Annotated in this window: 23 protein-coding genes; 12 read left to right on the plus strand and 11 right to left on the minus strand. The window is 63.0% G+C overall.

Translation table 11 applies throughout. The features are described from left to right. Window positions 1-15: 15 nt before the first annotated feature. Window positions 16-507 carry a MarR family winged helix-turn-helix transcriptional regulator gene (locus KDK82_RS10585; RefSeq protein WP_012205483.1) on the plus strand — a complete coding sequence of 164 codons (492 nt, stop codon included), beginning with the start codon at window positions 16-18 and terminating at the stop codon, window positions 505-507. Further along, complete coding sequence (locus tag KDK82_RS10590; RefSeq protein WP_088164835.1) at window positions 504-1,289, plus strand: DNA alkylation repair protein; 786 nt, start codon at window positions 504-506, stop codon at window positions 1,287-1,289. Before KDK82_RS10585 ends, KDK82_RS10590 begins: the two co-directional genes overlap by 4 nt. On the opposite strand, the gene fur is transcribed toward KDK82_RS10590, so the two are convergent. From fur to KDK82_RS10620, 6 genes are all read right to left on the minus strand, one after another. Continuing rightward, window positions 1,276-1,725 carry a ferric iron uptake transcriptional regulator gene (gene fur / locus KDK82_RS10595; RefSeq protein WP_013802513.1) on the minus strand — a complete coding sequence of 150 codons (450 nt, stop codon included), beginning with the start codon at window positions 1,723-1,725 and terminating at the stop codon, window positions 1,276-1,278. The genes KDK82_RS10590 and fur overlap by 14 nt on opposite strands. Window positions 1,726-1,922: 197 nt before the next feature. After that, a complete protein-coding gene (locus tag KDK82_RS10600) occupies window positions 1,923-2,483 on the minus strand; it encodes a carbonate dehydratase (protein ID WP_012205480.1) in 561 nt (186 codons plus the stop codon). After that, window positions 2,480-2,629: a type B 50S ribosomal protein L36 gene (gene ykgO, locus KDK82_RS10605; protein ID WP_013802515.1), complete on the minus strand. Its 150-nt coding sequence runs from the start codon at window positions 2,627-2,629 to the stop codon at window positions 2,480-2,482. The genes KDK82_RS10600 and ykgO overlap by 4 nt, the downstream gene beginning before the upstream one ends. A 45-nt stretch (window positions 2,630-2,674) precedes the next feature. After that, on the minus strand, window positions 2,675-3,565 hold the full coding sequence (gene folE2, locus KDK82_RS10610; RefSeq protein ID WP_088164836.1) for a GTP cyclohydrolase FolE2: 891 nt from the start codon (window positions 3,563-3,565) through the stop codon (window positions 2,675-2,677). Between the two features lie 46 nt (window positions 3,566-3,611). After that, complete coding sequence (gene zigA, locus KDK82_RS10615) at window positions 3,612-4,832, minus strand: zinc metallochaperone GTPase ZigA (protein WP_088164837.1); 1,221 nt, start codon at window positions 4,830-4,832, stop codon at window positions 3,612-3,614. 66 nt (window positions 4,833-4,898) lie between these two features. Beyond that, complete coding sequence (locus tag KDK82_RS10620; protein WP_051940745.1) at window positions 4,899-5,297, minus strand: Fur family transcriptional regulator; 399 nt, start codon at window positions 5,295-5,297, stop codon at window positions 4,899-4,901. Between the two features lie 353 nt (window positions 5,298-5,650). On the opposite strand from KDK82_RS10620, the gene KDK82_RS10625 reads away from it, so the two are divergent. Together KDK82_RS10625 and KDK82_RS10630 are read left to right on the plus strand one after the other, a co-directional pair. Further along, window positions 5,651-5,860 (plus strand): hypothetical protein, encoded by a 210-nt coding sequence (locus KDK82_RS10625; RefSeq protein WP_012205475.1) that lies wholly within the window; start codon window positions 5,651-5,653, stop codon window positions 5,858-5,860. A 121-nt stretch (window positions 5,861-5,981) separates the two neighbouring features. Beyond that, window positions 5,982-6,329, plus strand: a complete 348-nt coding sequence (locus KDK82_RS10630; RefSeq protein WP_012205474.1) for an RNA-binding protein — start codon at window positions 5,982-5,984, stop codon at window positions 6,327-6,329. A gap of 154 nt (window positions 6,330-6,483) precedes the next feature. On the opposite strand, the gene KDK82_RS10635 is transcribed toward KDK82_RS10630, so the two are convergent. Together KDK82_RS10635 and KDK82_RS10640 are read right to left on the minus strand one after the other, a co-directional pair. Then, window positions 6,484-8,718 carry an NADP-dependent isocitrate dehydrogenase gene (locus tag KDK82_RS10635; protein WP_088164838.1) on the minus strand — a complete coding sequence of 745 codons (2,235 nt, stop codon included), beginning with the start codon at window positions 8,716-8,718 and terminating at the stop codon, window positions 6,484-6,486. Window positions 8,719-9,056: 338 nt separating this feature from the next. Beyond that, a complete protein-coding gene (locus KDK82_RS10640) occupies window positions 9,057-10,001 on the minus strand; it encodes a helix-turn-helix domain-containing protein (protein ID WP_088165489.1) in 945 nt (314 codons plus the stop codon). Window positions 10,002-10,103: 102 nt separating this feature from the next. Here KDK82_RS10640 and KDK82_RS10645 point away from each other — a divergent pair, with 102 nt between their 5' ends. From KDK82_RS10645 to KDK82_RS10675, 7 genes are all read left to right on the plus strand, one after another. After that, window positions 10,104-11,594, plus strand: a complete 1,491-nt coding sequence (locus tag KDK82_RS10645) for a cytochrome P450 (protein ID WP_088165488.1) — start codon at window positions 10,104-10,106, stop codon at window positions 11,592-11,594. 112 nt (window positions 11,595-11,706) lie between these two features. After that, on the plus strand, window positions 11,707-13,116 hold the full coding sequence (locus KDK82_RS10650) for a GntP family permease (RefSeq protein ID WP_034393326.1): 1,410 nt from the start codon (window positions 11,707-11,709) through the stop codon (window positions 13,114-13,116). Between the two features lie 307 nt (window positions 13,117-13,423). Then, entirely contained in the window at window positions 13,424-14,461 is a 1,038-nt protein-coding gene (locus tag KDK82_RS10655; RefSeq protein WP_012205469.1) for an aliphatic amidase, read from the plus strand. A gap of 72 nt (window positions 14,462-14,533) precedes the next feature. Next, window positions 14,534-15,391, plus strand: coding sequence for a CbbQ/NirQ/NorQ/GpvN family protein (locus tag KDK82_RS10660; RefSeq protein WP_088164839.1), 858 nt, complete (start codon window positions 14,534-14,536; stop codon window positions 15,389-15,391). Window positions 15,392-15,403: 12 nt separating this feature from the next. Beyond that, window positions 15,404-17,140 carry a nitric oxide reductase activation protein NorD gene (locus KDK82_RS10665; RefSeq protein WP_088164840.1) on the plus strand — a complete coding sequence of 579 codons (1,737 nt, stop codon included), beginning with the start codon at window positions 15,404-15,406 and terminating at the stop codon, window positions 17,138-17,140. A gap of 80 nt (window positions 17,141-17,220) precedes the next feature. Then, window positions 17,221-18,369, plus strand: coding sequence for a transporter substrate-binding domain-containing protein (locus KDK82_RS10670; RefSeq protein ID WP_013802527.1), 1,149 nt, complete (start codon window positions 17,221-17,223; stop codon window positions 18,367-18,369). Window positions 18,370-18,371: 2 nt separating this feature from the next. After that, window positions 18,372-19,061, plus strand: a complete 690-nt coding sequence (locus KDK82_RS10675) for an ANTAR domain-containing response regulator (RefSeq protein ID WP_088164841.1) — start codon at window positions 18,372-18,374, stop codon at window positions 19,059-19,061. A 623-nt stretch (window positions 19,062-19,684) separates the two neighbouring features. Here KDK82_RS10675 and KDK82_RS10680 read toward each other — a convergent pair. Further along, the gene (locus KDK82_RS10680) at window positions 19,685-20,992 is read right to left on the minus strand and encodes an HD domain-containing phosphohydrolase (RefSeq protein ID WP_088165490.1); all 1,308 of its coding nucleotides are present in this window, start codon (window positions 20,990-20,992) and stop codon (window positions 19,685-19,687) included. 285 nt (window positions 20,993-21,277) lie between these two features. Between KDK82_RS10680 and KDK82_RS10685 the strand changes: the two genes are divergently transcribed. Further along, window positions 21,278-21,574 (plus strand): H-NS family nucleoid-associated regulatory protein, encoded by a 297-nt coding sequence (locus KDK82_RS10685; protein ID WP_088164842.1) that lies wholly within the window; start codon window positions 21,278-21,280, stop codon window positions 21,572-21,574. Window positions 21,575-22,308: 734 nt separating this feature from the next. Here the strand turns inward: KDK82_RS10685 and KDK82_RS31985 are convergent. Together KDK82_RS31985 and KDK82_RS31990 are read right to left on the minus strand one after the other, a co-directional pair. Next, a complete protein-coding gene (locus tag KDK82_RS31985) occupies window positions 22,309-22,875 on the minus strand; it encodes a hypothetical protein (RefSeq protein ID WP_143343450.1) in 567 nt (188 codons plus the stop codon). A 165-nt stretch (window positions 22,876-23,040) separates the two neighbouring features. Continuing rightward, window positions 23,041-23,769, minus strand: a 729-nt coding sequence (locus KDK82_RS31990) for a hypothetical protein (protein WP_179217884.1), incomplete at its 5' end; no start/stop codon positions are given.

Consider the following 23,769-nt stretch of genomic DNA (forward strand, 5'->3'; position numbering starts at 1 on the left):
CTGTATGCTTGCCGCATGCAACTCGAACAGAAATACCAGGCCCTGCTGGCCGAGGCCGAGCGCCGCAAGCTGGACGACGTGGACAGCATGCGGCTGTGCTTCCAGACCCTGTCGCTGGCCGCACGCATCGACCGTGACTGCGCCGCGCTGCTGGCGCCCCATGGCCTGTCCGAAGGGCGCTTCGTGCTGCTGTTCCTGCTGGAATCCGCCAGCGAAGGGCTCGCGCCCAACCACCTGGCAGAGCAGGCCGGCATCACCCGCGCCACCGTGACCGGCCTGCTGGACGGCCTGGAACGCGAGGCCCTGGCCGAGCGCCTGCCCGACCCGGCCGACCGCCGCGCGCTGCGCGTGCAGCTCACCGCCAAGGGCCGCCAGCTGGCGCGCAAGCTGTTTGCCCGGCACAGCCAATGGATCGCCGGCCTGTTTTCCAACCTGTCGCCCGCCGAACGCGGCCAGTTGGGAAAGCTGCTGGCCAAGGCCGCCGCAGGCGTGGAGGCCAGCGCATGACGGCGCCCACCCCCCGGCGCAAGGGCGCCAACCGCACGGTCGATATCACTCCCGAACTGCTGCAGGCCCTGTCCCTGGGCGAGATCGAGACCGCCACGCTGACCGAAAGCCTGGCCGTGGACCAGGCCCGGCTGCTGCAGGCCGTCTTTCCCGACGCGTGGCCGCAGCTGGAGGACACGGCGCAGGCGCTGGGCCAGTTGGGCATCCTCAAGCGCATGGAGTGCATTGGCGGCCTGCTGTGGCAGGCGCTGGGCCAGGCGGGCTGGCAGCGCTGCCTCACGCACCGCTCTGACACGGTGCGCGGCTGGGCCTGCTTCATGGCCGGTGCGCAGCCGGGCCTGACCCTGAGCCAGCGCCTGGAGCTGGTGCAGCCGCTGGCCGATGACTCGCATTTCGGCGTGCGCGAATGGTCGTGGATGGGCGTGCGCCCGCATCTGGCCAGCGATCTGCCGCAGGCTGTGGCCGAGTTGTCCCGGTGGACAAGGAGGCCCTCCGACCGCCTGCGCCGCTTCGCCAGCGAGGCCCTGCGGCCGCGCGGCGTCTGGTGCAGCCATATCGCGGCGCTCAAGCAGCAGCCGGAGATCGCCCTGCCCCTTTTGCAGCGGCTGCGCGCCGATGCCTCGCCCTATGTGCAGGACTCGGTGGCCAACTGGCTCAACGACGCGGCCAAGAGCCGGCCCGACTGGGTGCGCGCCCTGTGCGCGCAATGGCTCCAGGAATCGCCCGTGCCCGCCACGCGCCGCATCTGCGAGCGTGCGCAGCGCAGCCTCAAGGAGAGCTAGCCTCCTGCCGGCCCGCCAGCCGTTCGCAGTCGGGCTTGATACAGCGCCCGTAGAGGATGTGGGAGTGCTCCACGATGGCAAAGCCATGCGAGCGCGCCAGCAGCTTCTGGCGCTGCTCGATCACGGCATCGTGGAACTCCTGCACCAGACCGCAGCGCGTGCAGATCAGGTGGTCATGGTGCTCGCCGTCGTCGAGTTCATAGACCGCCTTGCCCGCCGCAAAGCGCTGCTGGCGCAGCATGCCGGCCTGCTCCAGCTGCGCCAGCACGCGGTAGACCGTGGCCAGGCTGGTGCCCCGGCCCTGGTCATGCAGCTGGCGGTAGACCTCCTCCGCCGCCAGATGCCGCTGGTCCCCGTGGCGAAAGATGTCCAGTACCCACAGTCGCGCCAGCGTGGCCTTCAGCCCCAGGTTCTTGAGGTCAGCGGAATCGGACATGCAGCCCTCCCTTGTCTCAGTGATTCACGCCAATGCGCGCTACCAACCGTCCACGGTCCACGAGACTGGCGCACCCCAGCTCAGGGACACCGAGGAAGGGCCTATGCCGGCCGCGCCGCCCCGCACCGAGGGTGTCGTCCCCCTCCCGCGCAGCGAGAGAGGGGGAAGCGGCGTAGCCGCTCAGGGGGTGCTTTGTTCTAGAACTCATTGTGGATGGCCTTGTAGCCGCGCACCAGTTCGTTGTTGGTGCGGACCACGTCCTCGGAGAAATCGCTGGCGTCGGCGGGCACCTGGGCCAGCGTGGACAGGTCGGTCTCCGGGCCTATGCGCGCGGTGGACGGCACGTAGAAGCCTGGCGGCAGGTGGCATCCATCGACCACGGCGTTGTAGCGCACCACACAGCCGTCATCGACCACGCAGTTGAACAGCACGCTGTTGAAGCCGATGAACACGCCATTGCCCACGGTGCAGGGCCCGTGGACGATGGCGCGATGGGCGATCGAGGTGTGCTGCCCCACGCTGACGCGCGCGCCGGACTTGGAGTGGATCACCACCCCGTCCTGGATGTTGGAGTGCGCACCGATCACGATGGGGTCGATGTGACCTTCCGCATCCATCTCGTCGGCACGGATCACCGCATAGGGGCCGATGAAGACGTTCTCTTCCACGACCACCAGTCCGCACAGGATGGCCGTGGGGTCCACGAAGGCGCTGGCATGGATGCGCGGCAGGTCGCCGCGCGGGTTCTTGCGGATCATCCCTTGCGCCTGTTCTTTGCGCCGCCCTGGCGGGCCTTGAAGCGCGGGTTGCTCTTGCAGATGACGTAGATGCGGCCACGACGGCGCACCACCTGGCAGTCTCGATGGCGCAGCTTGGCTTCCTTGAGGGACGAGAGAACTTGCATGGGAAAACTCCTTGGGTTGTAGAGAAACGGGTGCCGACTCGCCGGTCATGCCCAGGCCACGGCATCGTGCGGATGCAGGCTCTCCATGTGGCGCACATGCACGCGCGGCCGGGCGTAGATGCCTTCCAGCGCGGCCTGTATGCGGCGCGCCGCATCCTCGACAAACATCAGGTTGCGGCCGTTGAGCGCGGCAAAGGCCTGCTCGTCGGCGCGCTTGACCGCGGTCTGCACGGGCGTGCCCAGCGCCTGCTCCACGCGAGCGATCAGGGGCAGGATGCCCAGGTCGGGCGCATCACAGGCCAGGTCCACGCTGACCTGGGCCTCGCTGCGCTGGCTGTGTGCCGTGGCCAGCGTGCCATGCCGGCGCAGCCAGGAGGCCACCTGGTCCGGCTCCACCAGCGGCTCGCCCGCAAAGGCCTGCAAAAAGCCCTGCTCCAGCAACTGGCGCGACAGTGCCGCCGAGCAGGGGCAGGTCGAGGAATAGCCCACGCTCACCTGCAGCCGCAGCTGGAACACGCCTTGCGCCAGCGTGGCGTCCAGGCGCACGGGATAGGACTTCCAGCCCGACAGATCGTGGGTGACCAGGGCGGGCCGCTGGGTCAGCAGGTCCAGCGACAGGCGCAGCCGGGCGCTGCGGCTTTGGCAGTCGAGGTGGCTGTCGATCATGGCCTGCAGCGCCTGGCGCAGCGCCAGGGCAGACAGCGCGGATTCCTCGGCCAGGCTGTCCAGTTGCCGGTACAGCCGGGACATGTGTATGCCCTTGACATGGGCCGCAGGAAGATCGACCTGCACATCGGCACGCGCATGCAGCTCGCGCCAGTAGCCGGGTTCGGCCACGGTCACGGGCAGGTCTATGCCCTGCATGCCCACCCATTGCAGCGGGCTGAGGCTGGGAGCGGGATCGGTCAGGGAAACATCGGGAAGAGGTGCAGGCATTCGGGACTCCAGTGGCCACGCCGACCCAGGCCGGCGCAGTATTCGTTCAATTCCAGTCGGGAAACGGGTTGTCCCATTGCGCCCAGGCCTGTGGGCCCAGGGCCATTTCTGCATCGGTCAGCAGGCACTCGTCCAGGCGGGCGCGCAGCGCGTCCTCGTCCATGCCCATGCCGATCAGCACCAGTTCCTGGCGCGCGTCGCCCACGCCATCGACCCATTTGTCCAGGATGCGCTCCACGCTTTCGGGGTCGCGCGGCCAGCGCTCGGCCTCCACGGCGGCCCACCAGTGGCCGGCCGGGCCATGGCGGGCCACGGCGCCAGCCTGCGACCAGGAGCCGGCCAGCGCCGGATGGCTGGCCAGCCAGAAAAACCCCTTGGAGCGCACCACTCCCGGCCATTCGCTTTGCACCAGGCCGAAGAAGCGCCGGGGATGAAAGGGGCGGCGGGCGCGGTAGACAAAGCTGGCAACGCCATAGGCCTCGGTCTCGGGCTGGTGCGTGCCACGCAATTGCTGCAGCCAGCCCGGCGCCCTGGAGGCCTCCTCGAAATCGAACAGCCCGGTATCCAGCACGCGATCCAGCGGCAGTTGGCCGAAGGAGGCGATCTCCAGCCTGGCACGCGGGTTGAGCCCGCGCAGGATGCTCATCAGCCGCGTGCAGTCCTCCTCGGTGACCAGATCGATCTTGTTGAGCACGATCACATCGCAGAACTCCACCTGCTCAATCAGCAGATCGACCACGGTGCGGCGGTCCTCCTCGCCCAGCGATTCACCGCGCGAGCGCAGGCTGTCGCGCGAGCCATAGTCGTGCAGGAAGTTGAAGGCATCGACCACGGTCACCATGGTGTCCAGCCGCGCCACATCGCCCAGGCTGCGTCCGTCCTCGCCCGCGAAGGTGAAGGTCTCGGCCACCGGCAGCGGCTCGGAGATGCCCGTGGACTCGATGACCAGCTGGTCGAAACGGCCCTCGCCCGCCAGCCGCGCCACCTCCAGCAGCAGATCCTCGCGCAGCGTGCAGCAGATGCAGCCATTGCTCATCTCCACCAGCTTTTCGTCGGTGCGCGACAGGTCGGCCCCGCCGTCGCGCACCAGGGCCGCGTCGATGTTGACCTCGGACATGTCATTGACGATGACGGCCACGCGCCGCCCTTCGCGGTTGTGCAGGATGTGGTTGAGCAAGGTGGTCTTGCCCGCGCCCAGAAAACCCGACAGCACGGTCACAGGCAATCGGGCATGCGGCGGCTGAACCGGCGCTACGGTATGCATCATGGAATCTCTCGAACAGGGACAGGGAGCACGCGGCGGGCACTGCGGCCGCATGCGCAGGGAGGGGTCTCAGGCGGGGAGCGCGGTGCAGGCGGAGCACTTGCCATGCAGCTCGATGTTCGAATGGGCCAGCGCAAAGGCATTGCCATGCGCCCAGCTGCCCAGGCAGCGGTTGAGCGCGTCGTCCACGAACTCATCGACCTGGCCGCAGCTGTCGCAGATCGCAAAGGCCGAGAAATCGTGGCTGCCCTCGTCCGGATGCGAGCAGCAGACATAGGCATTCAGCGACTCCAGGCGATGGACCACGCCCTGCTCGGCCAGCTTGTCCAACGCGCGGTAGACCTGGGTAGGGGCCGTCAAACCGTGGTCCCGCAACTGGTCGAGCAGCGCATAGGCCGTCAGCGGCGCGCCGGCCTGGCGCAGCGTGTCGAGCACGCGTTGTTGCTTGGTGGTCAGGGAGTGGGACATGGTGGTTTCCTGGTCAAAAAGGGCGGGCAGCGACCTTGCCCTGAATCAAAACAGTTACGTTATAACATAACAAAATCGGCGGCCACGCACTGTTTTACAATTAAAAAGAATATTAAGTTGCACCTAAATACACAACAGGTTATAGTCAGCTCCGTTGTTGAGGCCAAGCGCTTAAGCCGCCCACTTCCCTTCCCTGCACAACGGCTGTCCGCCGCTCCCCGCAGGATGTCTCTTGCGACCTTTGTCGCACAGTTGGTCTGTAGAGCTGCAGCCAACCGAGTTCCCAGATGCTCACGCAGGCCTGTTCAAGGCTGCGAACCTGACTGAACCACATTTCAAACACTGGCATTCCCATGGGCAAGTACGTCGTCTCGCCCTCGACACACCCGACCGACTGCGGCCGCTTCCGCGCCTCCTTCGCGGTCCATCGCTCCCAAGGCAACGGCAGCTACTGCCGCGTATTCCGTTTCGACAAGGCGTTCGCCTCCCGCGAAGCAGCACGGCTGTTTGCCGTCACCCAGGGCTGGCTTCAGACCTGCATGCAGCATCCGCCTGCGTGCTGACGGCCTGCCTGCCCGGCTGCCTGCCGCCCTCCCACCCATTCACCGCCGCGGATTGCACAGTCCGCCGCATGCATGCCAACGGTGCGCCCTTTTGCGCACATCCAATCGAAGAGGTTTTCCTATGACCACCAAAATCTACGTGGGCAATCTGCCCTACTCCGTGACCGACTCCAGCCTGGAAAGCAACTTTGCCGAGTTCGGCAACGTGGCCTCCGCCAAGGTCATGATGGACCGCGAAACCGGCCGCTCCAAGGGCTTCGGCTTTGTGGAAATGGCTTCTGCCGAAGTCGCCCAGGCCGCCATCACGGGCCTGCACGGCATGTCCGTGGACGGACGCTCGATCGTCGTGAACCTGGCCCGTCCTCGCGAAGAAGGCCGCAGCTCTGGTGGCTACAGCCCGCAGGGTTACGCCGGCAAGCGTTCGGACGTCGGCTATGGCAATGGCGGCCACGGCGGCGGTCGCTACTGATCACGGCGCAGCTTCCAAAAACCGGCTCTCTGGGCCGGTTTTTTTTCGCCTGCGGTTTTCTTTCCTGCCGTTGCAGGCGTGAAAAAACCGGCCGCCCTTGCGGGTCGGCCGGTCATGGCTGAAGCCTGCCGGGGCCAGGCCCCGGCACAGTGGCTTACAGCAGCGCGTCGATGGCTGCGTTGAACGTGGCGCTGGGGCGCATCACGGCATCCATCTTGGCCACGTCGGGCATGTAGTAGCCGCCGATGTCCACGGCCTTGCCCTGCACGGCGCGCAGCTCTTCGATGATCTTGGACTCGTTGTCGGCCAGTTGCTTGGCCAGCGAAGCGAACTTGGAGGCCAGTTCGGCATCTTCCGTCTGCGCCGCCAGGGCCTGTGCCCAGTACAGGGCGATGTAGAACTGGCTGCCACGGTTGTCCAGCTCGCCGGTGCGGCGCGAAGGCGACTTGTCTTCGTCCAGCAGCTTGCCCGTGGCTTCATCCAGGGTCTTGGCCAGCAGCTTGGCGCGGGCGTTGTCGTTCTTGATGCCCAGGTCTTCCAGCGACACGGCCAGTGCCAGGAACTCGCCCAGCGAATCCCAGCGCAGGTGGTTTTCTTCCACCAGCTGCTGCACGTGCTTGGGAGCCGAGCCGCCAGCACCCGTTTCGTACATGCCGCCGCCGGCCATCAGGGGCACGATGGACAGCATCTTGGCCGAGGTGCCCAGTTCCATGATGGGGAACAGGTCGGTCAGGTAGTCGCGCAGGATGTTGCCCGTCACCGAGATGGTGTCCAGCCCGCGGGCCACGCGCTCCAGCGTGTAGCGCATGGCGCGGACCTGAGACAGGATGTGGATTTCCAGGCCCGTGGTGTCGTAGTCCTTCAGGTAGGTGTTGACCTTCTTGATCAGCTCGGCCTCGTGCGGACGATAGGGGTCCAGCCAGAACACGGCAGGCATGCCGGAGTTGCGGGCACGCGTGACGGCCAGCTTGACCCAGTCGCGGATGGGAGCGTCCTTGACCTGGCACATGCGCCAGATGTCGCCCTGCTCCACGTTCTGGCTCATCAGCACTTCGCCGGTGGCCAGATCGACGATGTTGGCAACGCCGTCTTCCTCGATCTCGAAGGTCTTGTCGTGCGAGCCGTACTCTTCGGCCTTTTGCGCCATCAGGCCCACGTTGGGCACGGTGCCCATGGTCTTGGGGTCGAAGTTGCCGTGCCACTTGCAGAAGTTGATCATCTCCTGGTAGATGCGGGCAAAGGTGGACTCAGGCATCACGGCCTTGCAGTCGTAGGGCTTGCCGTCGGCGCCCCACATCTTGCCGCCCTGGCGGATCATGGCGGGCATGGACGCGTCAACGATCACGTCGTTGGGCGAGTGGAAGTTGGTGATGCCCTTGGCCGAGTCCACCATGGCCAGCGCGGGACGGTGTTCCTGGCAGGCGTGCAGGTCACGGATGATCTCTTCGCGCAGCGAGGCGGGCAGCGTCTCGATCTTCTCGTACAGCGTGGACATGCCGTTGTTGACGTTCACGCCCAGCTCGTCGAACAGCTTGCCGTGCTTCTCGAAGGCTTCCTTGTAGTAGATCTTCACGCAGTGGCCGAACACGATGGGGTGCGAGACCTTCATCATCGTGGCCTTGACGTGCAGCGAGAACAGGATGCCGGCGTCGCGGCAGTCGTCCAGTTCTTTTTCATAGAAGTCGCACAGCGCCTTCTTGCTCATGAACATGGAGTCGATGATCTCGCCAGCCTTCAGGGCCACCTTGGACTTGAGCACCACGGTCTTGCCGCTCTTGGTGGTCAGCTCCATCTTGACGTCGCGTGCGGCGTCCAGCGTGATCGACTTTTCGCCGTGGTAGAAGTCGCCGTGCTCCATGTGCGAGACATGGGTTTGCGACCACTGCTTCCACTCGCCCATGGAGTGGGGGTGCTTCTTGGCGTAGTTCTTGACGGCGGCAGGAGCGCGGCGGTCGGAGTTGCCCTCGCGCAGCACGGGGTTCACGGCCGAGCCCAGGCACTTGCCGTAGCGTGCCTTGATGTCCTTTTCCTGGTCGTTGGTCGGATTCTCGGGATAGTCGGGCAGTGCGTAGCCCTTGCCCTGCAGCTCCTTGATGGCAGCCGTCAGCTGGGCCACCGAGGCGCTGATGTTGGGCAGCTTGATGATGTTGACATCGGGCTCCAGCGTCTTCTTGCCGAGCTCGGACAAGGTGTGGGCCACGCGCTGGTCTTCGGCCAGGAATTCGGAGAACTCACCCAGGATGCGGTGGGCCACGGAGATGTCGGCGGTCTCGACATTCACGCCGACGGGTGCGGCAAAGGCGCGCACCACAGGCAGGAAGGCACTGGTGGCAAGGCGCGGAGCCTCATCGGTCAGGGTGTAGATGATGGTGGGTTGCTGCGTGCTCATCTCTTGTCTCAGGTAGTGAAAAGGTAGGGGTCGCGCCGCAGGCCGTCGAACCGGGCATCCGCTAGGGGAAACGGGGCCGGTGCAGCCTGAGGCAGTAGGACCGTCACGCAATGCCCCGTCGCGCCAGCATGCTGCCCCGGCGTTTTCTGCAATGCGATCCCACAATACAAAATTCTAAGCGGAACCCGCCATATTTTTTAAGTCTTGTAGAAGACTTAGGGTTTTACAGCGGCATTCGGGACCTGTTTTCACAGGGAAACGGCTTGCAGCCCCCGCGTTTTCTACCATGCAAAAAATGCTGTAGCGTGACGGACACGCAAGCGGAGCAGACCCCCGGGTCAAACCCAGAGCCGATACATCCAGAACGATTCATCGTGCTCGAAGCGCCGCGCAAACTCCCCCGGCGAAAACCCCGTGATCTGGCGCACGGCGCGGCACATATGGGCCTGGTCGGAGAAGCCCTCGTCCAGCGCCAGCGCGGCCCAGTCCAGCGCCTGTCCCTGTTCATGGTGGCGCCGCGCCGCATGGAACAGGCTTTCCGTGCGCACCATGCCCTGCCACTGCCGCAGGGAGCGGCCGCTGAACTGCTTGATGCGCCGCTCCACCTGGCGCGCGCCCAGCGTTCTTTGCCATTGCAGCGCCTGCATCCCCAGCCAGGCCACCCAGTGGCGCCCATGCTCGCGCAATGAGGGCAGCACCTGCAGGGCGCTCCCCCGGACCTCGCGCCAGCGCGGCGCCAGGTGGCGCTGCAACGCCTCCAGGGTGCCGGCATCGTCCTGCGCATGCAGCAGGGCCTGGCACAGCGCGGACCAGGACGGCCCCAGCACCCCGGATGCCGCGACAAAGCCATCCTGCGCCTGCAGCACGCCGGGGCCGAACAGCTGCAGCGCGGCATCCAGGTGCAGGCAGACCATGCCGCCACGGCCCGGTCCGCTGGCCCAGCTGGCCGTCGGCGCGGTCTGGCTGCCCGAGAGCATGACGGATGCCTCAAAGGGCTCGCAGCCGTGCACGCCCACCAGGCCTGCGGCCATGTCCTGGTACCAGGACAGGCAGACCATGGGGGTGGCGGGAAAATGCGACAGCCGCTGCGCATCGTCCAGGACCACGCCCCGCGTATCGCGGCAGACGACGGCCACCACCGCACCATGCAGCCCTGCCGGCGCGGGATACAGCATGGAGTGCGGCTGCCGCCCCTGGCCTGCCCAGCGCGCGGCCCTGGCATGCAGGGGCGGACAGGCAGCAAAGGCACTGGACGTACAGGCTTCGATTGCGGCTTCGGGCATCACGACGGCATCCATGGAGGCGCAGTGTAGGCCTTGCCGCCCGCCGATCCCGTGACGCTTTCGTTCAAGACCACGGGCGGCTTGACCAGCGAGCATGGGAACATGAACCGCCCGAATTCCACGCAAGATACCTGCACACCGGCGCCGTCGAATGCGGCCTCCTGCCCCTTCGCCACGCAACCCGCGCAACCGGCGCAAACCGAGCACTCCGAGCAGACGGCCTCCACGGCCTGGCCACCCGGCCCGGCCCCGGGGCTCATGGGCTGGGGCCTGCTGCGCCGCATGTCGCGCGACCTGCTGGGTACGCTGGCGCAATGGCGTAGCGAGCACGGCGATGCCATCCATCTGCGCATCTGGCCAGAGCACCAGGTCGTCGTCACGGATCCTGAACTGGTGCGCGAGCTGCTGGTGGGCCAGCACGATGCGCTGGTGCGCTGGGAGCACGGCATCTCGGTCTTTGCCCAGCTGCACGGCCACAGCGTGCTGGTCAGCGAAGGCCAGCCCTGGCGCAGCAAGCGGCAGGCCCTGTTGCCGGCCTTCTCCCCCAAGGCCGTGCAGGCCCAGATACCGGCCCTGGCCGCAGCCGCGCAGGCCGCGCTCCAGGCCTGGCCGCAGCAGTCCGAGGACTTTCCCATGGAACAGGCGCTGACCGCCCTGGCCATGGATGTGATCATGCGGCTGATGTTCTCCGGCGCCATCGGCGAGGATGCGCGCTCCGCGGAGCAGGCCATCCGCGAAGTCAGCCATGCCGCCAACAGCGAGTTCTACTGGCCCCTGCGCTGGCCCGATGCCATGCCCTGGAAGCGCCGCAAGCGCCGGGCGCTTGCCTGGCTGCGCGGCTTCATCGACCGGCAGGTCCGGCTCCGGCTGGCGCAGGCCGACGCAGACTGGCCCGAGGATCTGCTCAGCCGCCTGCTGCGCCTGCACCGGGGCGACGCCCAGGCCTGGACACTGCAGGCCGTGCGCGATGAGTGCATGACGGCCTTTCTGGCAGGTCACGAAACCGTGGCCAGCAGCCTGACCTGGTGGTCCTGGTGCATGGCCACCCATCCCGAGGCGCAGCAGCAGGTGGCTGACGAGATCCAGGAACAGCTGCAGGGCCGCACGCCCACGGCGCAGGACCTGCCCGCGCTGCGCCAGTTGGGCTGGAGCCTTCAGGAAGCCATGCGCCTGTACCCGGCCGCGCCCGTGCTCATCAGCCGGCGTTGCACACGGCCTGTGCAGTTGGGTCCGTGGCGCCTGCCCGCGCGAACCCTGTTCATGATTGCGCCCGGCCTCATGCAACGCGATGCGCGCTGGTTCCCTCAACCCGATGCCTTTCAGCCGCAGCGTTTCGCCGATGCCGAAAAGGACGGAGCCCCTGCCGCGCCGCGCGGCAGCTGGATGCCCTTTGGCACCGGCCCGCGCGTATGCCTGGGCCAGCACCTGGCCAGCACGGAGATGACGGTGGTGGCGGCCATGGTGCTGCAGCGTCTGCGGCTGAGCGTGCCCGAAGGTGCCGGCGCGCCCCGCCCTGTGCTGCAGGTCACGCTGCGGCCATCCACGCCCTTGAGACTGCGGCTGCAGTCGCGCAGCGGCGCACAGGCCGGGTAAACGTGGCGATATATTGCGCCAAATCATCTACAAAGCACGCCAATTACGCCAAATTGTCACCCATCCGCATTTATTCTGTCTTTTTGACTAGAACCACTGGACTGGAGACGATTTGAGTACCCTGGCAATCGTGATTTCACTGGCGGGACTGATGTTCCTGGCCTACCGAGGCATCTCCGTGCTGCTGCTGGCCCCCCTGATGGCCGCCGTGGCCGTGCTGCTGTCCGGCGACCTGGGCCACATGCTGCCGCTGTACACCAGCACCTTCATGGGCGCCCTGGGCAACTACATGCTGCAGTTCTTCCCCGTGTTCCTGCTGGGCGCGCTGTTCGGCCAGTTGATGGCGGACTCGGGCGCGGCCACCGCGATATCGCACTGGATCATGCGCGTGCTGGGCGAGAAGCACGCCATCCTCACGGTGGTTCTGGCCTGCGCCGTGCTCACCTATGGCGGCGTGTCGCTGTTCGTGGTGGCCTTTGCCATCTATCCGATTGCCAAGTCGCTCTTCCGCGCGGCCCATGTGCCCAAACGGCTGATACCGCCCACCATCGCGCTGGGCTCGTTCACCTTCACCATGACGGCGCTGCCGGGCACGCCGTCCATCCAGAACGCCATTCCCATTCCCTACTACGGCACCAATGTGTTCGCGGCGCCGGGCCTGGGCATCATCGGCGGCATGACCATGCTGGCCCTGGGCCTGTGGTGGCTGCAGTCGCGCGCGGCCAAGGCGCGCGTGGCCGGCGAAGGCTACGGCGACCATGACGATGCCGTCGAGCAGGGGCTGCATGAAGAAAGCGATCCCGCCCTGCACAGCCGCCGGGACCTGCCGCTGCTGCTGGCCCTGCTGCCGCTGGTACTGGTGATCGCGGTCAATGCGCTGCTCACCTACGGCGTGTTCCCGCAGATGGATTTCGGCTTTCTGAAGGAACGCTTTCCTGCCGTGGACCCGGCCAAGCAGACGGGCCTGTGGGCGCTGATCATGGCCCTGGCCGTGGCCTGCGCCGCACTGGTGCTGCTGGGCCTGGGCCGCTGGCGCAATCTCAAGGAGTCGGTGAACAAGGGCGTGCTGGGCTCCATGCTGCCCATCTTCAACACGGCCTCGGAAGTGGGCTACGGCGCGGTCATCGCGGGGCTGGCGGGCTTTGCCATCATCCGCGAGGCCGTGCTCAATGTGGCGCCTCACAACCCGCTGATCTCCGAGGCCGTGGCCATGAACGTGCTGGCGGGCATCACGGGGTCGTCGTCCGGCGGCCTGTCGATTGCGCTGTCCACGCTGGGCAAGGACTATCTGGCCATGGCCGCGCAACTGGGCATCAGCCCCGAGCTGCTGCACCGCGTGGCCGTGATGGCGGCCGGCTGCTTCGACACCCTGCCGCACAGCGGCGCCATCATCACGCTGCTGTCCATCTGCGGCCTCACGCACCGCCAGTCGTACGGCAACATCGCCATCATGACCATTGGCGCGCCCCTGCTGGCCCTGGTGCTGGTGATCACGCTCGGCACCATGTTCGGATCCTTCTGAGGGACCAGGGCGCAGAGCGCGCGCGGGAAATACCACGGCATCGCGCCCCCCACAACCGGCATATGACGTATATGCGCGGAGCGGGTGCATGGCAACAATGCATGCACGGCGATAAGGCATCGCCCCGATTCATTCCCGCATTACCGACAAGACGACATCCGCTGCCAAAGCTGCCAGCGCCGATGTCGGGCAACAAGGCCCGAACCGCTCCCTGACCCGGAGCGGTTCGGGCCTTTTTTTGTTGGCCGGGAATCGAAAGGGCTGCGATGCCGCACGCCGCCCCCTCAACCCCTTCAGGAGCAGCAGCATGAGACACGGAGATATTTCCAGCAGCAACGATTGCGTCGGCGTGGCGGTGGTCAACTACAAGATGCCACGCCTGCACACCAAGGCCGAGGTGCTGGACAACTGCCGCAAGATCGCGGACATGCTGGTGGGCATGAAGCGCGGCCTGCCGGGCATGGACCTGGTGATCTTTCCCGAGTACTCCACGCACGGCATCATGTACGACGCCAAGGAGATGTACGACACGGCCAGCGCCATCCCAGGCGAAGAGACCGAAATCTTCGCCGACGCCTGCCGCAGGGCCAATGTCTGGGGCGTGTTCTCTCTGACGGGCGAGCGCCATGAGGAGCACCCCAACAAGGCGCCCTACAACACCCTGATCCTCATGAACAACCAGGGCGAGATCGTGCAGAAGTACCGCAAGATCATGCCCTGGGTGCCCATCGAGGGCTGGTACCCGGGCGACTGCACCTATGTGAGCGAGGGCCCCAAGGGCCTGAAGATCAGCCTCATCATCTGCGACGACGGCAACTACCCCGAGATCTGGCGCGACTGCGCCATGCGCGGCGCCGAGCTTGTCGTGCGGTGCCAGGGCTACATGTACCCGGCCAAGGAGCAGCAGATCATGGTCTCCAAGGCCATGGCCTTCATGAACAACTGCTACGTGGCTGTGGCCAATGCGGCGGGCTTCGATGGCGTGTACTCGTACTTCGGGCACTCGGCCATCATCGGTTTCGACGGCCGCACCCTGGGCGAGACCGGCGAGGAGGAAATGGGCATCCAGTACGCCGAGCTGTCCAAGCACCTGATCCGCGATGCGCGCAAGAACGGCCAGTCGCAGAACCATCTGTTCAAGCTGGTGCACCGGGGCTACACCGGCACCATCAACTCCGGCGATGGCGACAAGGGCGTGGCCGCCTGCCCCTACAACTTCTACAGCCAGTGGGTCAACGATCCCGAGGGCACACGCGAGATGGTGGAGTCCTTCACACGCACCACCGTGGGCACGCCCGAATGCCCCATCGAAGGCATTCCACACGAGGCGCCCAAGCACCGCTGACAGCGTCCTGCCCCCGAGCCTGCAGGCCTGGGGGCAGGCCCGCCCACGAACACGGAAAGGTGAAGAGTGAAGATGAGCACGACAACAACCACAGGCCCGCTGCACGCTCCTGCCAGCCAGGCCGCCGACCCGCTGGCGGCCTACCGCATCGAGGAAGAGCCCTTCTACCGCCCCTCGGGCCGCGAAGTGCAGCTGTACCGCCAGGCCTACCAGCACCGCATGCCGCTCATCCTCAAGGGCCCCACGGGCTGCGGCAAGACGCGCTTTGTGGAGTACATGGCCTGGGCGCTCAAGCGCCCCCTGGTCACGCTGGCCTGCAACGAGGACATGACGGCCTCCGACCTGGTGGGCCGCTACCTGCTGGATGCCGACGGCACGGCCTGGCACGACGGCCCGCTGACCCTGGCCGTGCGCCACGGCGGCATCTGCTACCTGGACGAAGTGGTGGAGGCCCGCCAGGACACCACGGTCGTCATCCACCCGCTGACCGACGCGCGCCGCACCCTGCCGCTGGACAAGAAGGGCGAAGTGGTCCACGCGCACCCCGACTTCCAGCTGGTGGTTTCCTACAACCCCGGCTACCAGAGCAGCGCCAAGGACATGAAGCCATCGACCCGACAGCGCTTCGCGGCGCTGGACTTCGACTACCCGGCGCCCGAGATCGAGGCGGACATCGTGGCCCACGAGACCGGCATTGCCCTGGCCACCGCTCGCAGCCTGGTCAGCCTGGCGCGCAGCACGCGCGAACTGCGCCACCGGGGCCTGGACGAAGGCGCATCCACCCGCATGCTGATCTATGCAGGCCTGCTGATGCGCGACGGCGTGTCGGTGCACGACAGCTGCAACATGACCATCACCAGCGCCCTGACCGACGACCCCGACACGGCAGCCGCACTGCGCCAGCTGGTCGAAGCCGAGTTCGGCGTCTGAGGTCAGCACGCCATGCCAGCCCCTGCCCTTGCACTGTCCGAAGACACTCGCCTGCTCCACAGGCTGAGCTTGCTGGCCAGCGGCCTGGCGCGCCAGCCTGTCGCCGTGCAGGCGCTGGCCAGGGCGCCGGCCAATGCCCCGGCGCCGGGCCAGGCCCACGCCCTGCCGCCGCGCGCCGTGCTGATCAGCCAGCCTGCCCGACTGCTGATTCCCGCCAACTTGTCCACTCAGGCACACCTGCACGCAGCAACGATGGCCCATGCCGCAGCCCATCTGCGCTTTTCGCCCGCCAGCCAGGACAGCAGCGCCCTCAAGCCCATGGGCCAGGCCGTGGTGGCCGCGCTGGAAGATGCGCGCGTGGAGCGGCTGCTGTGTCTGCAGCACCCCGGCGTGCGCCGCTGGTTCGAGGCCTGCATCGCGCCCGAGCCCGACCCATCCGACCTGGGCTTTGCCGCCTTCATGGCCCGGCTGGACCGCATGCTGCTGTGGCCAGAGCGCATGGACGGCAACCACTGGATCCACAAGGCCCGTGACCTGTTCGAGAACACCGCCACGCGCCATGGCCTGGAGGACTACGCCGCATTCCGGGCCATTGCGTCCATCCTGGCCAACGACCTGGGCCAGATGCGCGTGCGCATGGACCCGCAGCACCATGCCGTGCCCAGCATCTACCGTGATGACAACAGCTATCTCTGGCAGCATCCGGAGTCGCCCCAGGACGAGGAAGACACACTCGCGCTGCAGCAGTCCGCTGCGCGCGCGGCTCCGCCTCCACCGGCCGGCGCAGGACAGCAGTCCGATGCCCAGGAAGGCCCGTCGCTGGACCTGGACCCAGGCCTGGAACTGTCGCGCCACAGCTATCCCGAATGGGACCGCAGGTCGGAGCGCCTGAAGACGGACTGGTGCACCGTCATCGACACCTTGCCCGCATGGCAGGCCGAGGCTTTGGCCGGGAAAGGCTCCCAGGCCGGCAGACAGACACTGCCGCCCCTGCCGCTGCCGCCCGCACGCCAGTTGGACCGGCGCCAGCGCCTGCGCCGCCAGTGGGAAGGCGATGAGCTTGACTTCAATGCCGCCATCGAGGTCCAGGTGGACCGCCGCCTGAGCCTGCGCCCTGAGCCCCGCCTTTTCATGCGTGCCGGCAAAGGCCCGCGCCCCACCAGCCTGCTGGTGCTGATGGACGCTTCCGAATCGGTCAACACGCCCGGCCCCCAAGGCGCCAGCCTGCTGGAGCTGGAGAAACAGGCGGCCCTCATGCTGGCCGAATCGCGCGCAGGCCACAGGACCGGCGTGGACCGCCTGGCCATCCACGCCTTCTCGTCCAACACGCGCGCCGAAGTCCGCTACCTGCGCCTGCTGGACTTCGGCCAACCCTTTGCCGCAGCAGCAGCCATCCGGTTGCAGGCACTGCAGGGCCGCCATTCCACACGCCTGGGCGCCGCCCTGCGCCACGCCAGCAGCCTGCTGGCGGCCGAGCCTGCTGGCCAGCGCCATCTGCTGGTGATCACCGACGGCGCACCCGCCGACATCGACGTGCATGACGATCGCTACCTGATCGAAGACGCGCGCCACGCCGTGCAGCAGGCCCGCGCCGCAGGCATACGCATCAGTTGCCTGGCTGTGGACAGCCAGGCAGACGACTATGTGCGCCACATCTTTGGCGGGCGCAACTACGGCATTGCCGACGACGCGCGACATCTGCCAAGGCGGCTGTCCCAGATGGGCGCAAGGCTCGCAGCCGGCCGCTGACCACGGCAAGCGCCACGGAAATCTCGATTAACCTGAAGCCTGCAAAGAACGCACGCCAGCACCTGGCACAGAAGGAACCCATGAACGACCCCGTCAGAGTCGGCATTCTTTACTCGGCCACCGGCACCACATCGACCATCGGCCAGTCCCAGCTGCAGGGCGCGCAGCTGGCCATCGACGAAATCAACGAGGCGGGCGGCCTGCTGGGGCGTGAACTGGTCGCAGTGCGCTACGACCCGGCCTCCACGCCGGCCCGCTATGCGGCCCTGGCCGAGCAGCTCATCGTGCGCGACGGCATCAACGTCATCTTCGGCTGCTACATGTCCAGCAGCCGCAAGGCCGTCATCCCCATCGTCGAGAAATGGAACAAGCTGCTGTTCTATCCCACGCTCTACGAAGGCTTCGAGTTCTCGGGCAATGTCATCTACACGGGCGCCGCGCCCAACCAGAACAGCGTGCAACTGGCCGACTACATGACCAGCAGCTTCGGCGCGCGGGTCTACCTCATCGGCTCGGACTACATCTACCCCTATGAGTCCAACCGCATCATGGGCGAGCTGGTCATGCAGCACCCGGGCAGTGACAAGCTCGGTGAACACTACCTGCCGCTGGATGCCACCGAGCGCGACTACGCGGCCATCATGCAGGACATCCGCGCCAGGCAGCCGGACTTCATCTTCTCCACCGTGGTCGGCGACTCCACGGCCAGCCTCTACCGCGCCTATGCCGATGCAGGCTTCAACCCGCAGACCATGCCGATTGCCAGCCTCACCACCTCCGAGGCCGAGATCGCCCAGATGGGCGCCGATGTGGCTGCCGGCCACTTCACGGCCGCGCCCTACTTCCAGTCCATCGATTCACCGGCCAATGCGCGCTGCCTGGCCCGGCTACGCCAGCGCCTGGGCGACGACTGCCGGCCCAACCTGTGCTGGGAGGCCGCCTACTTTCAGATGCACCTGTTCGCCAACGCATTCCGCCAGGCCGGCAGTGACCGCATAGGTGAGCTGCTGCCCCATCTGCTGGGCAGCGAATTCGACGCGCCCCAGGGCCGCATCCGGCTGGATCCCGACAACCACCACACCTGGCTGCACCCGCGCGTGGGCCGCGCCAATGCACAGGGCGGCTTCACCATCGTGCGCCAGGCCACCCGGGCCGTCTCGCCCGACCCCTACCTGGTCACCCACTCCCTGGGCGACTGGACCGCCAGCCTCGGTGCCCTGGAGAACTGAGCGTGGATGCCGCCCCGAACAAGGACGCCGGCAGCGCTGCCACAGGCCGGCCGCTGCTGGAAAGAAAACCGCTGCTGCGTGCCACCTCGCCCCAACTGAAGGAACTGCGCCAGCTGCGCATTGCCGTCGTCCACCCCGACGACGCGGACGGCCGCCTGCTGGCCCAGCAGCTGCAGCGCATAGGCTGCCAGGTCCAGGCCATCTGGCCGCCCCAGCCCAGCCTGCCCGAGGGCACGGACGTGGTCTTCCTGGCCGTGCGCCCCGATCACCTGCAGTTGAACTACGCCTGGACCCAAGGCGAGGGAGAGAGCCCGCCCACCGCCATCGCCGTAGTCAACTACGAGAACCCCACCATCGTCTCCGCCGTGCTGGAGCTGCAGGTGCAAGCCATCCTGCCCTCGCCCATCCGCTCCTTCGGCCTGCTGTCCACATTGGTGCTGGCGCGCAGAAACCACAAGGAATCACGCCAGCAGCAGCAGCGCATCGCCAAGCTCCAGGCCAAGCTGCTGGGCCAGCGCCGCGTGGCCGAAGCCAAGGCCATCCTCATGCAGACCCACCAGATCAACGAAGACCAAGCCTACGAAATGATCCGCGCCCAGGCCATGAGCCGGCGAAGCTCGGTGGAGGAGATTGCCCAGGCCATCGTCCATGCGAGCGAAATACTGTCGCTGGGCAAGGGCGTGGGCGGGTAAATCACGCAGGACTCCTGCCGCCAGCAGCCATGGCTTGACCCCGGGGAACCAGGGTCCTCTTTTTTTGAACGCATGCAGCGTGTGAAGAAAAAATGGCTCCCGATGCGGAGCACGCAGGGCTTGTGAATACTTTGATCAATAGTTACCCACCAAACCGCCCACATATGTGAATGTCACTCTCGTTCGATGATAATCTGATAATGGATTATCAAAATCAATTACTTTGTCAAATTTTGCATCGATTGCAAAATCGGACGACTCTCAGATTAGCATTTCACCCCTAAGCATTGACGTGTTGGGCGTCAACAATAAACCATAGTATCGCGAGGCATAAAATGATAGAAGGCGGATGGTGGAAAGCCTATACGAAAAATGGCCGGTATATAGGACTGATTGAAGGAGATGAATTCATAGTCGGAGACAAGAGAATTTTATACAGAATAAGCAACAGCAAGCTATATTCCACAGAAGTACCACCTTCGCATATAGCTGACATATCAGAAAAACAAGCGATTACATCCAACGGTGAAATTCTGCTGAAGTTCTTTAAGACGACCAGAGAGCGAAAACCATTAACAACTTGATCAAATCCATACCAAAAAATTACAAAATCTCAAAAATCATCAAACAGCCGAGGCCATGGCGCGAATCGGCAATTTCCGGCCAAGATCAACACGCAATTGCATTCTGCGTATCAAGTCTGTCGTCAAAACTCGACCTGCCGTAAGCAATACCAAACCTTCCCTCGATACGAAGTCTTGAGCCAAAATCATTCCTGGCCGGAGCTCCGAACAGGGAACATAAAGTGGGGCTGGGTCGGCAACGGGGGTTGCTTGTATCAAAATCTGCAAGAAAGCATCGACAACCTCTGGATCAAATTGTGTTCCTCTACCATGCGAAATGAGGGTTCTTGCCTCTGCACAATTTAGTGGCTTGCTGCTTAAATGCCCTATCATCAGGTCATCGTAAAAATCAGCAACCGCTATTATCCGCGCTCCTATTGGAATATCCTTCCCTTTCAGGCCATCAGGGAAACCTGCCCCATCGAATCGCTCATGGTGGGACCTGACGAGAATAGCGACCGGGTGCGCATCGTCTATCGGCAGAAGCAACTGTTCTCCCAAGCTGCTGTGATTCCTATATTTTTCCAGCTCTTCATGACTTAAGCTTGGGACGGGCTTGTTCAACATCCCATCGGCAAGAGTAATATGGGCAATATCATGAATGAGCGCAGCAACAAAAGAATTCTGCTGATCTTCTTCGCTCAGCTGCATAATATTTGCGGTTCGGCGGGTCAGGTCCGCAACGCGTCTAGAATGCCCTGCAAGCAGCCCACCCCGCCACTCAAGAAGATTGGAAAACATCCGGATAGCTGCGACGAAATTCTTTTTAAGCTTCCTATGCGCCTCTAACAATTCGTCGTCATGCTCATGGGCAGTAAGCTCAACAGTTGCATTTAATTCTGCCAGCTCCTTCGTCAGCGCTTTATTTTTTTGTTCCAGACGAATATTTTCATGGCGTGTAATTTTCTGATCGTTTAATTGATCAATAGCATCCAAAAATTGCTCACTATTCCAAGGTTTTACTATGTGACGGTACAAACCCATCAAACGACCAATGCCTTTCGGAATCACAGTTCTGCCGTATTCCGAAAGAAAAATCACAAACAGGTCAGGGAACTCTCCAACAATACTCTCCAACCACTGTCCGCCATCCTTGTCAAGTACATGCGTATTGCATATCAATAAGTCAATTCGTCCACCAGAAAACTCCGCCAATGCTTCTGGCGGGCTTGCTGCCATCCGCAGATCATATCCAGCCTGACCAAGCAACAGGTTTAACCCTGCAAAGTCCTCCACCTCCGGGTCGATCAACAATGCCTGCAACCGCGATTGCTGTACAAATGATTCTTGTTTCTCTTCAGCATTCATTTGGCATGCCTCCAATTGCATTATTCGATGCGTCGATCGATGAGTCTCAAGAATATGACATCGAAAGGCATTGGTGAAGATAGTAATTCTTTACTAGCATCACGCAATTGAAGATCAAATTCATTCGAATCCTTTCGTCCACCTACATGCAGCGACCACAACCAGCCTCGCGCAATGGATGATTTTTGCGTCAGTGATGCCACTCGCTTGGATTCAAGGCAGTCTTGTCGGCGATGGACAGTGCCGCGCCAGCGACAGCAAGGCACGTCCCCGTGCACAGGGACCATGGATGCGGCGCTGAACCCACTGCAGCCGAAGGCCGAGCCGGATGCACGCATCGCGGAAATGATGGAAACAGAAAAAGCCGGTGCGGTGGAAGAGGTTCGCGCCCTGATTCAAGACTGCCAGTTGACCGAGCAGAACGTGTTCCCTGCCAGCGGCTCCAAGGCGAAGAGCTTCGTGGCCACGCCCAGATTCCGTGCCCCAGAGACGAGTGCGCCCCGGCTCGGCCGCGACAAGCCGCCGAACTGGATCAACGGCAAGAACCGCGGGCAATTCCTGGTCGAAAAGGCCAAAAGTTAGGCGGCGTGCAGCCGATACACCAAGCAAGGAGGTGCGCGCCAAGTCTAGGCGGCGCCTCAAGCCCCTTGGGTGCGTGCGCGCCAGGGGCTTTTTCTTTGGAGATTGACCCTTCCGAACTGGACCGTGAGCTTGGAGGCCTGGAGGTCACCCAGGCCAGAGGCCTGCAGGCGTGCGATGTCGGCCTTTTTGCTACGGCCCAACTCAGTCACGTTTTCAGCTACGCTGACATAGTCCCACAGCGACTCCCCCACTGAAACTCTCTTGTGCTGCATCTGCCAGATGCACGCTCCTGCTCAATTTCATACACGCGCCTACGCAGACACTCGTCCGCCAAGACCGTCCGATGAAGGCCGGACTCTCGCTGTGGATGAAGGTACCGTTCCCATTGGCAGGACCTGTACGGTGTCAGCCAGCGAGCCGCCTGCCTGCTTGTGTGCGGTGATCATTCCGATTGAGTGCTTAGAGTTGAACAAATAGGAAAACGGGGTTGTATGGCGAAGAATCAGGCAACGACGCCAGAGCAAAAAACCCAATCAGATCAATGAGAAACGTAGAAAATCAAGCACCTGCCAGCATGTGGCGCATGTCCGTGGCGCCCATGATCGATGGGATCTACAATACAAAAAAATCCTTTAAAAACAAAGAACTACAACAACATTAAGAAGATCCGTAGCAACATCGTAGTGTGATCACTACACCTCGGCGTTGCTTCAGATCCTCGATGACGCACATGCTCAGTACTTTGCAGGCGCTAGTTGCTTCATCTCAACTTTCTTCCAGCTTCCCTTTTCTGATTGCCTGATAGTTATTCTCTGGCGCTCAGTAGGACAGCAGTTTGCGTCCTTCTCACCATAATCTCTGGTATCCAGGATCAGTGAGTTTTTTGTAGCTCCTACTAGCCGCTCTACCGATCTCGGCAATGGAGAATCAATTTGTGGCTCGGACTCTGACGCACTGACATAGAAGGTGTCTCCGCTACCAACACGAACAATCGCAATGTGAGCTCCGGATGAGCCAGAGCCGCCGTTACACCCGATGTCTCCCGACCAAATAACGGCGAACTTTGCATCAAGTCGATTTTCCATCGACTGATACGGAATCATTGCGGCAATCTCTTTCGATGTGGGAGCCACGTCCATGCAACCGATGGCCGTCCCATAGTGAGAAACGGCTTCAATAATGCGCTTAGTTTGCTCTTTTATTGAAGGAGCATCTAAGCCTTGCGCCGATGAAGCACAAACGAAACAGGCTGTACTTATCCAAATAATTGCATCACGGTATTTTATGAAAAATAATTTCATTTGCACTATTTATTTAGATAAACAACATGCATGCGACAAGAAATATCGCCTCATAAAATATATCAGCACCCGCAATGCAATTCTGACAGAAATCCAACAGACAGATTATAAATTGAAAAGCACTTGACCGAATCGAGTGCTTTTATAAATCAATCAATAAATCTTCTAAATATTCGGCGTCAAATTCATAATAGAGCTAAGAAAGTTTCCGCGCATTTGTCTAACTTTACTTCTGACAACCGGCGCAGTTTCTAGCACGACCGCTTTGTCTAACAAAACAGATTGAGATCTCCCATACAAATCCGCCTCGGCATTATTCCACTTAAAAAATAGAACCTGCTGAAGATTTTTTGCAGCCCTCAGATACATTAGAGCAAGACTCACAACCACAAAATCGTCCTTCATGCTAGCAAACCCGACTTGGAATTGAGAAATTTTCGACTGAAATGTTTCTTTTTTCCAAAGCGTAATCCACTCGCCTTCGTCCATTTTATCTAACGACTCAAGAAGTGCCTTTGCTAGCAGCAGTCCTCCGGTTGCTCCTCCCGCCACAGCTGCTAGCAAACCAATGATTGCTTGATGCACCTGTACTGCCTTTCCCGCCGATTTATAGTCACCAGATAGCAATCCACTTACTGCCCATCCGCATGCTTCCAGAACGCGCAGATAGGCTTCAAACCATTCTTTCGGAGATGATTCAAAATTCTGCACACTATCGGCGTAGTATTTAGCAAGTATTAAAGAATCAGCTATAGCTTCCCGCAAAATTGCATCAACTCCAGCTTCGTAGGTCATTAACGTAGAGCTTGCTATTACTGCTTGGCTTTTTGACTTATCAAAGACGATATTCGCGTCAACCTGCGCTTGCAAAACTGCTGGTGCTGGTGCTGGTGC

This window comes from Delftia sp. K82 (genome assembly GCF_002193035.1).
GTDB lineage: Bacteria > Pseudomonadota > Gammaproteobacteria > Burkholderiales > Burkholderiaceae_C > Comamonas > Comamonas acidovorans.

What these genes read in the sequence shown, in the direction of transcription:
- KDK82_RS10585 (WP_012205483.1), top strand. Translation starts at nt 16, where the DNA reads ATGCAACTCGAACAGAAATACCAGGCCCTGCTGGCCGAGGCCGAGCGC.
- KDK82_RS10590 (WP_088164835.1), top strand. Translation starts at nt 504, where the DNA reads ATGACGGCGCCCACCCCCCGGCGCAAGGGCGCCAACCGCACGGTCGAT.
- fur (WP_013802513.1), bottom strand. Translation starts at nt 1,725, where the DNA reads ATGTCCGATTCCGCTGACCTCAAGAACCTGGGGCTGAAGGCCACGCTG.
- KDK82_RS10600 (WP_012205480.1), bottom strand. Translation starts at nt 2,483, where the DNA reads ATGATCCGCAAGAACCCGCGCGGCGACCTGCCGCGCATCCATGCCAGC.
- ykgO (WP_013802515.1), bottom strand. Translation starts at nt 2,629, where the DNA reads ATGCAAGTTCTCTCGTCCCTCAAGGAAGCCAAGCTGCGCCATCGAGAC.
- folE2 (WP_088164836.1), bottom strand. Translation starts at nt 3,565, where the DNA reads ATGCCTGCACCTCTTCCCGATGTTTCCCTGACCGATCCCGCTCCCAGC.
- zigA (WP_088164837.1), bottom strand. Translation starts at nt 4,832, where the DNA reads ATGATGCATACCGTAGCGCCGGTTCAGCCGCCGCATGCCCGATTGCCT.
- KDK82_RS10620 (WP_051940745.1), bottom strand. Translation starts at nt 5,297, where the DNA reads ATGTCCCACTCCCTGACCACCAAGCAACAACGCGTGCTCGACACGCTG.
- KDK82_RS10625 (WP_012205475.1), top strand. Translation starts at nt 5,651, where the DNA reads ATGGGCAAGTACGTCGTCTCGCCCTCGACACACCCGACCGACTGCGGC.
- KDK82_RS10630 (WP_012205474.1), top strand. Translation starts at nt 5,982, where the DNA reads ATGACCACCAAAATCTACGTGGGCAATCTGCCCTACTCCGTGACCGAC.
- KDK82_RS10635 (WP_088164838.1), bottom strand. Translation starts at nt 8,718, where the DNA reads ATGAGCACGCAGCAACCCACCATCATCTACACCCTGACCGATGAGGCT.
- KDK82_RS10640 (WP_088165489.1), bottom strand. Translation starts at nt 10,001, where the DNA reads ATGCCCGAAGCCGCAATCGAAGCCTGTACGTCCAGTGCCTTTGCTGCC.
- KDK82_RS10645 (WP_088165488.1), top strand. Translation starts at nt 10,104, where the DNA reads ATGAACCGCCCGAATTCCACGCAAGATACCTGCACACCGGCGCCGTCG.
- KDK82_RS10655 (WP_012205469.1), top strand. Translation starts at nt 13,424, where the DNA reads ATGAGACACGGAGATATTTCCAGCAGCAACGATTGCGTCGGCGTGGCG.
- KDK82_RS10660 (WP_088164839.1), top strand. Translation starts at nt 14,534, where the DNA reads ATGAGCACGACAACAACCACAGGCCCGCTGCACGCTCCTGCCAGCCAG.
- KDK82_RS10665 (WP_088164840.1), top strand. Translation starts at nt 15,404, where the DNA reads ATGCCAGCCCCTGCCCTTGCACTGTCCGAAGACACTCGCCTGCTCCAC.
- KDK82_RS10670 (WP_013802527.1), top strand. Translation starts at nt 17,221, where the DNA reads ATGAACGACCCCGTCAGAGTCGGCATTCTTTACTCGGCCACCGGCACC.
- KDK82_RS10680 (WP_088165490.1), bottom strand. Translation starts at nt 20,992, where the DNA reads ATGAATGCTGAAGAGAAACAAGAATCATTTGTACAGCAATCGCGGTTG.
- KDK82_RS10685 (WP_088164842.1), top strand. Translation starts at nt 21,278, where the DNA reads ATGGATGCGGCGCTGAACCCACTGCAGCCGAAGGCCGAGCCGGATGCA.
- KDK82_RS31985 (WP_143343450.1), bottom strand. Translation starts at nt 22,875, where the DNA reads ATGAAATTATTTTTCATAAAATACCGTGATGCAATTATTTGGATAAGT.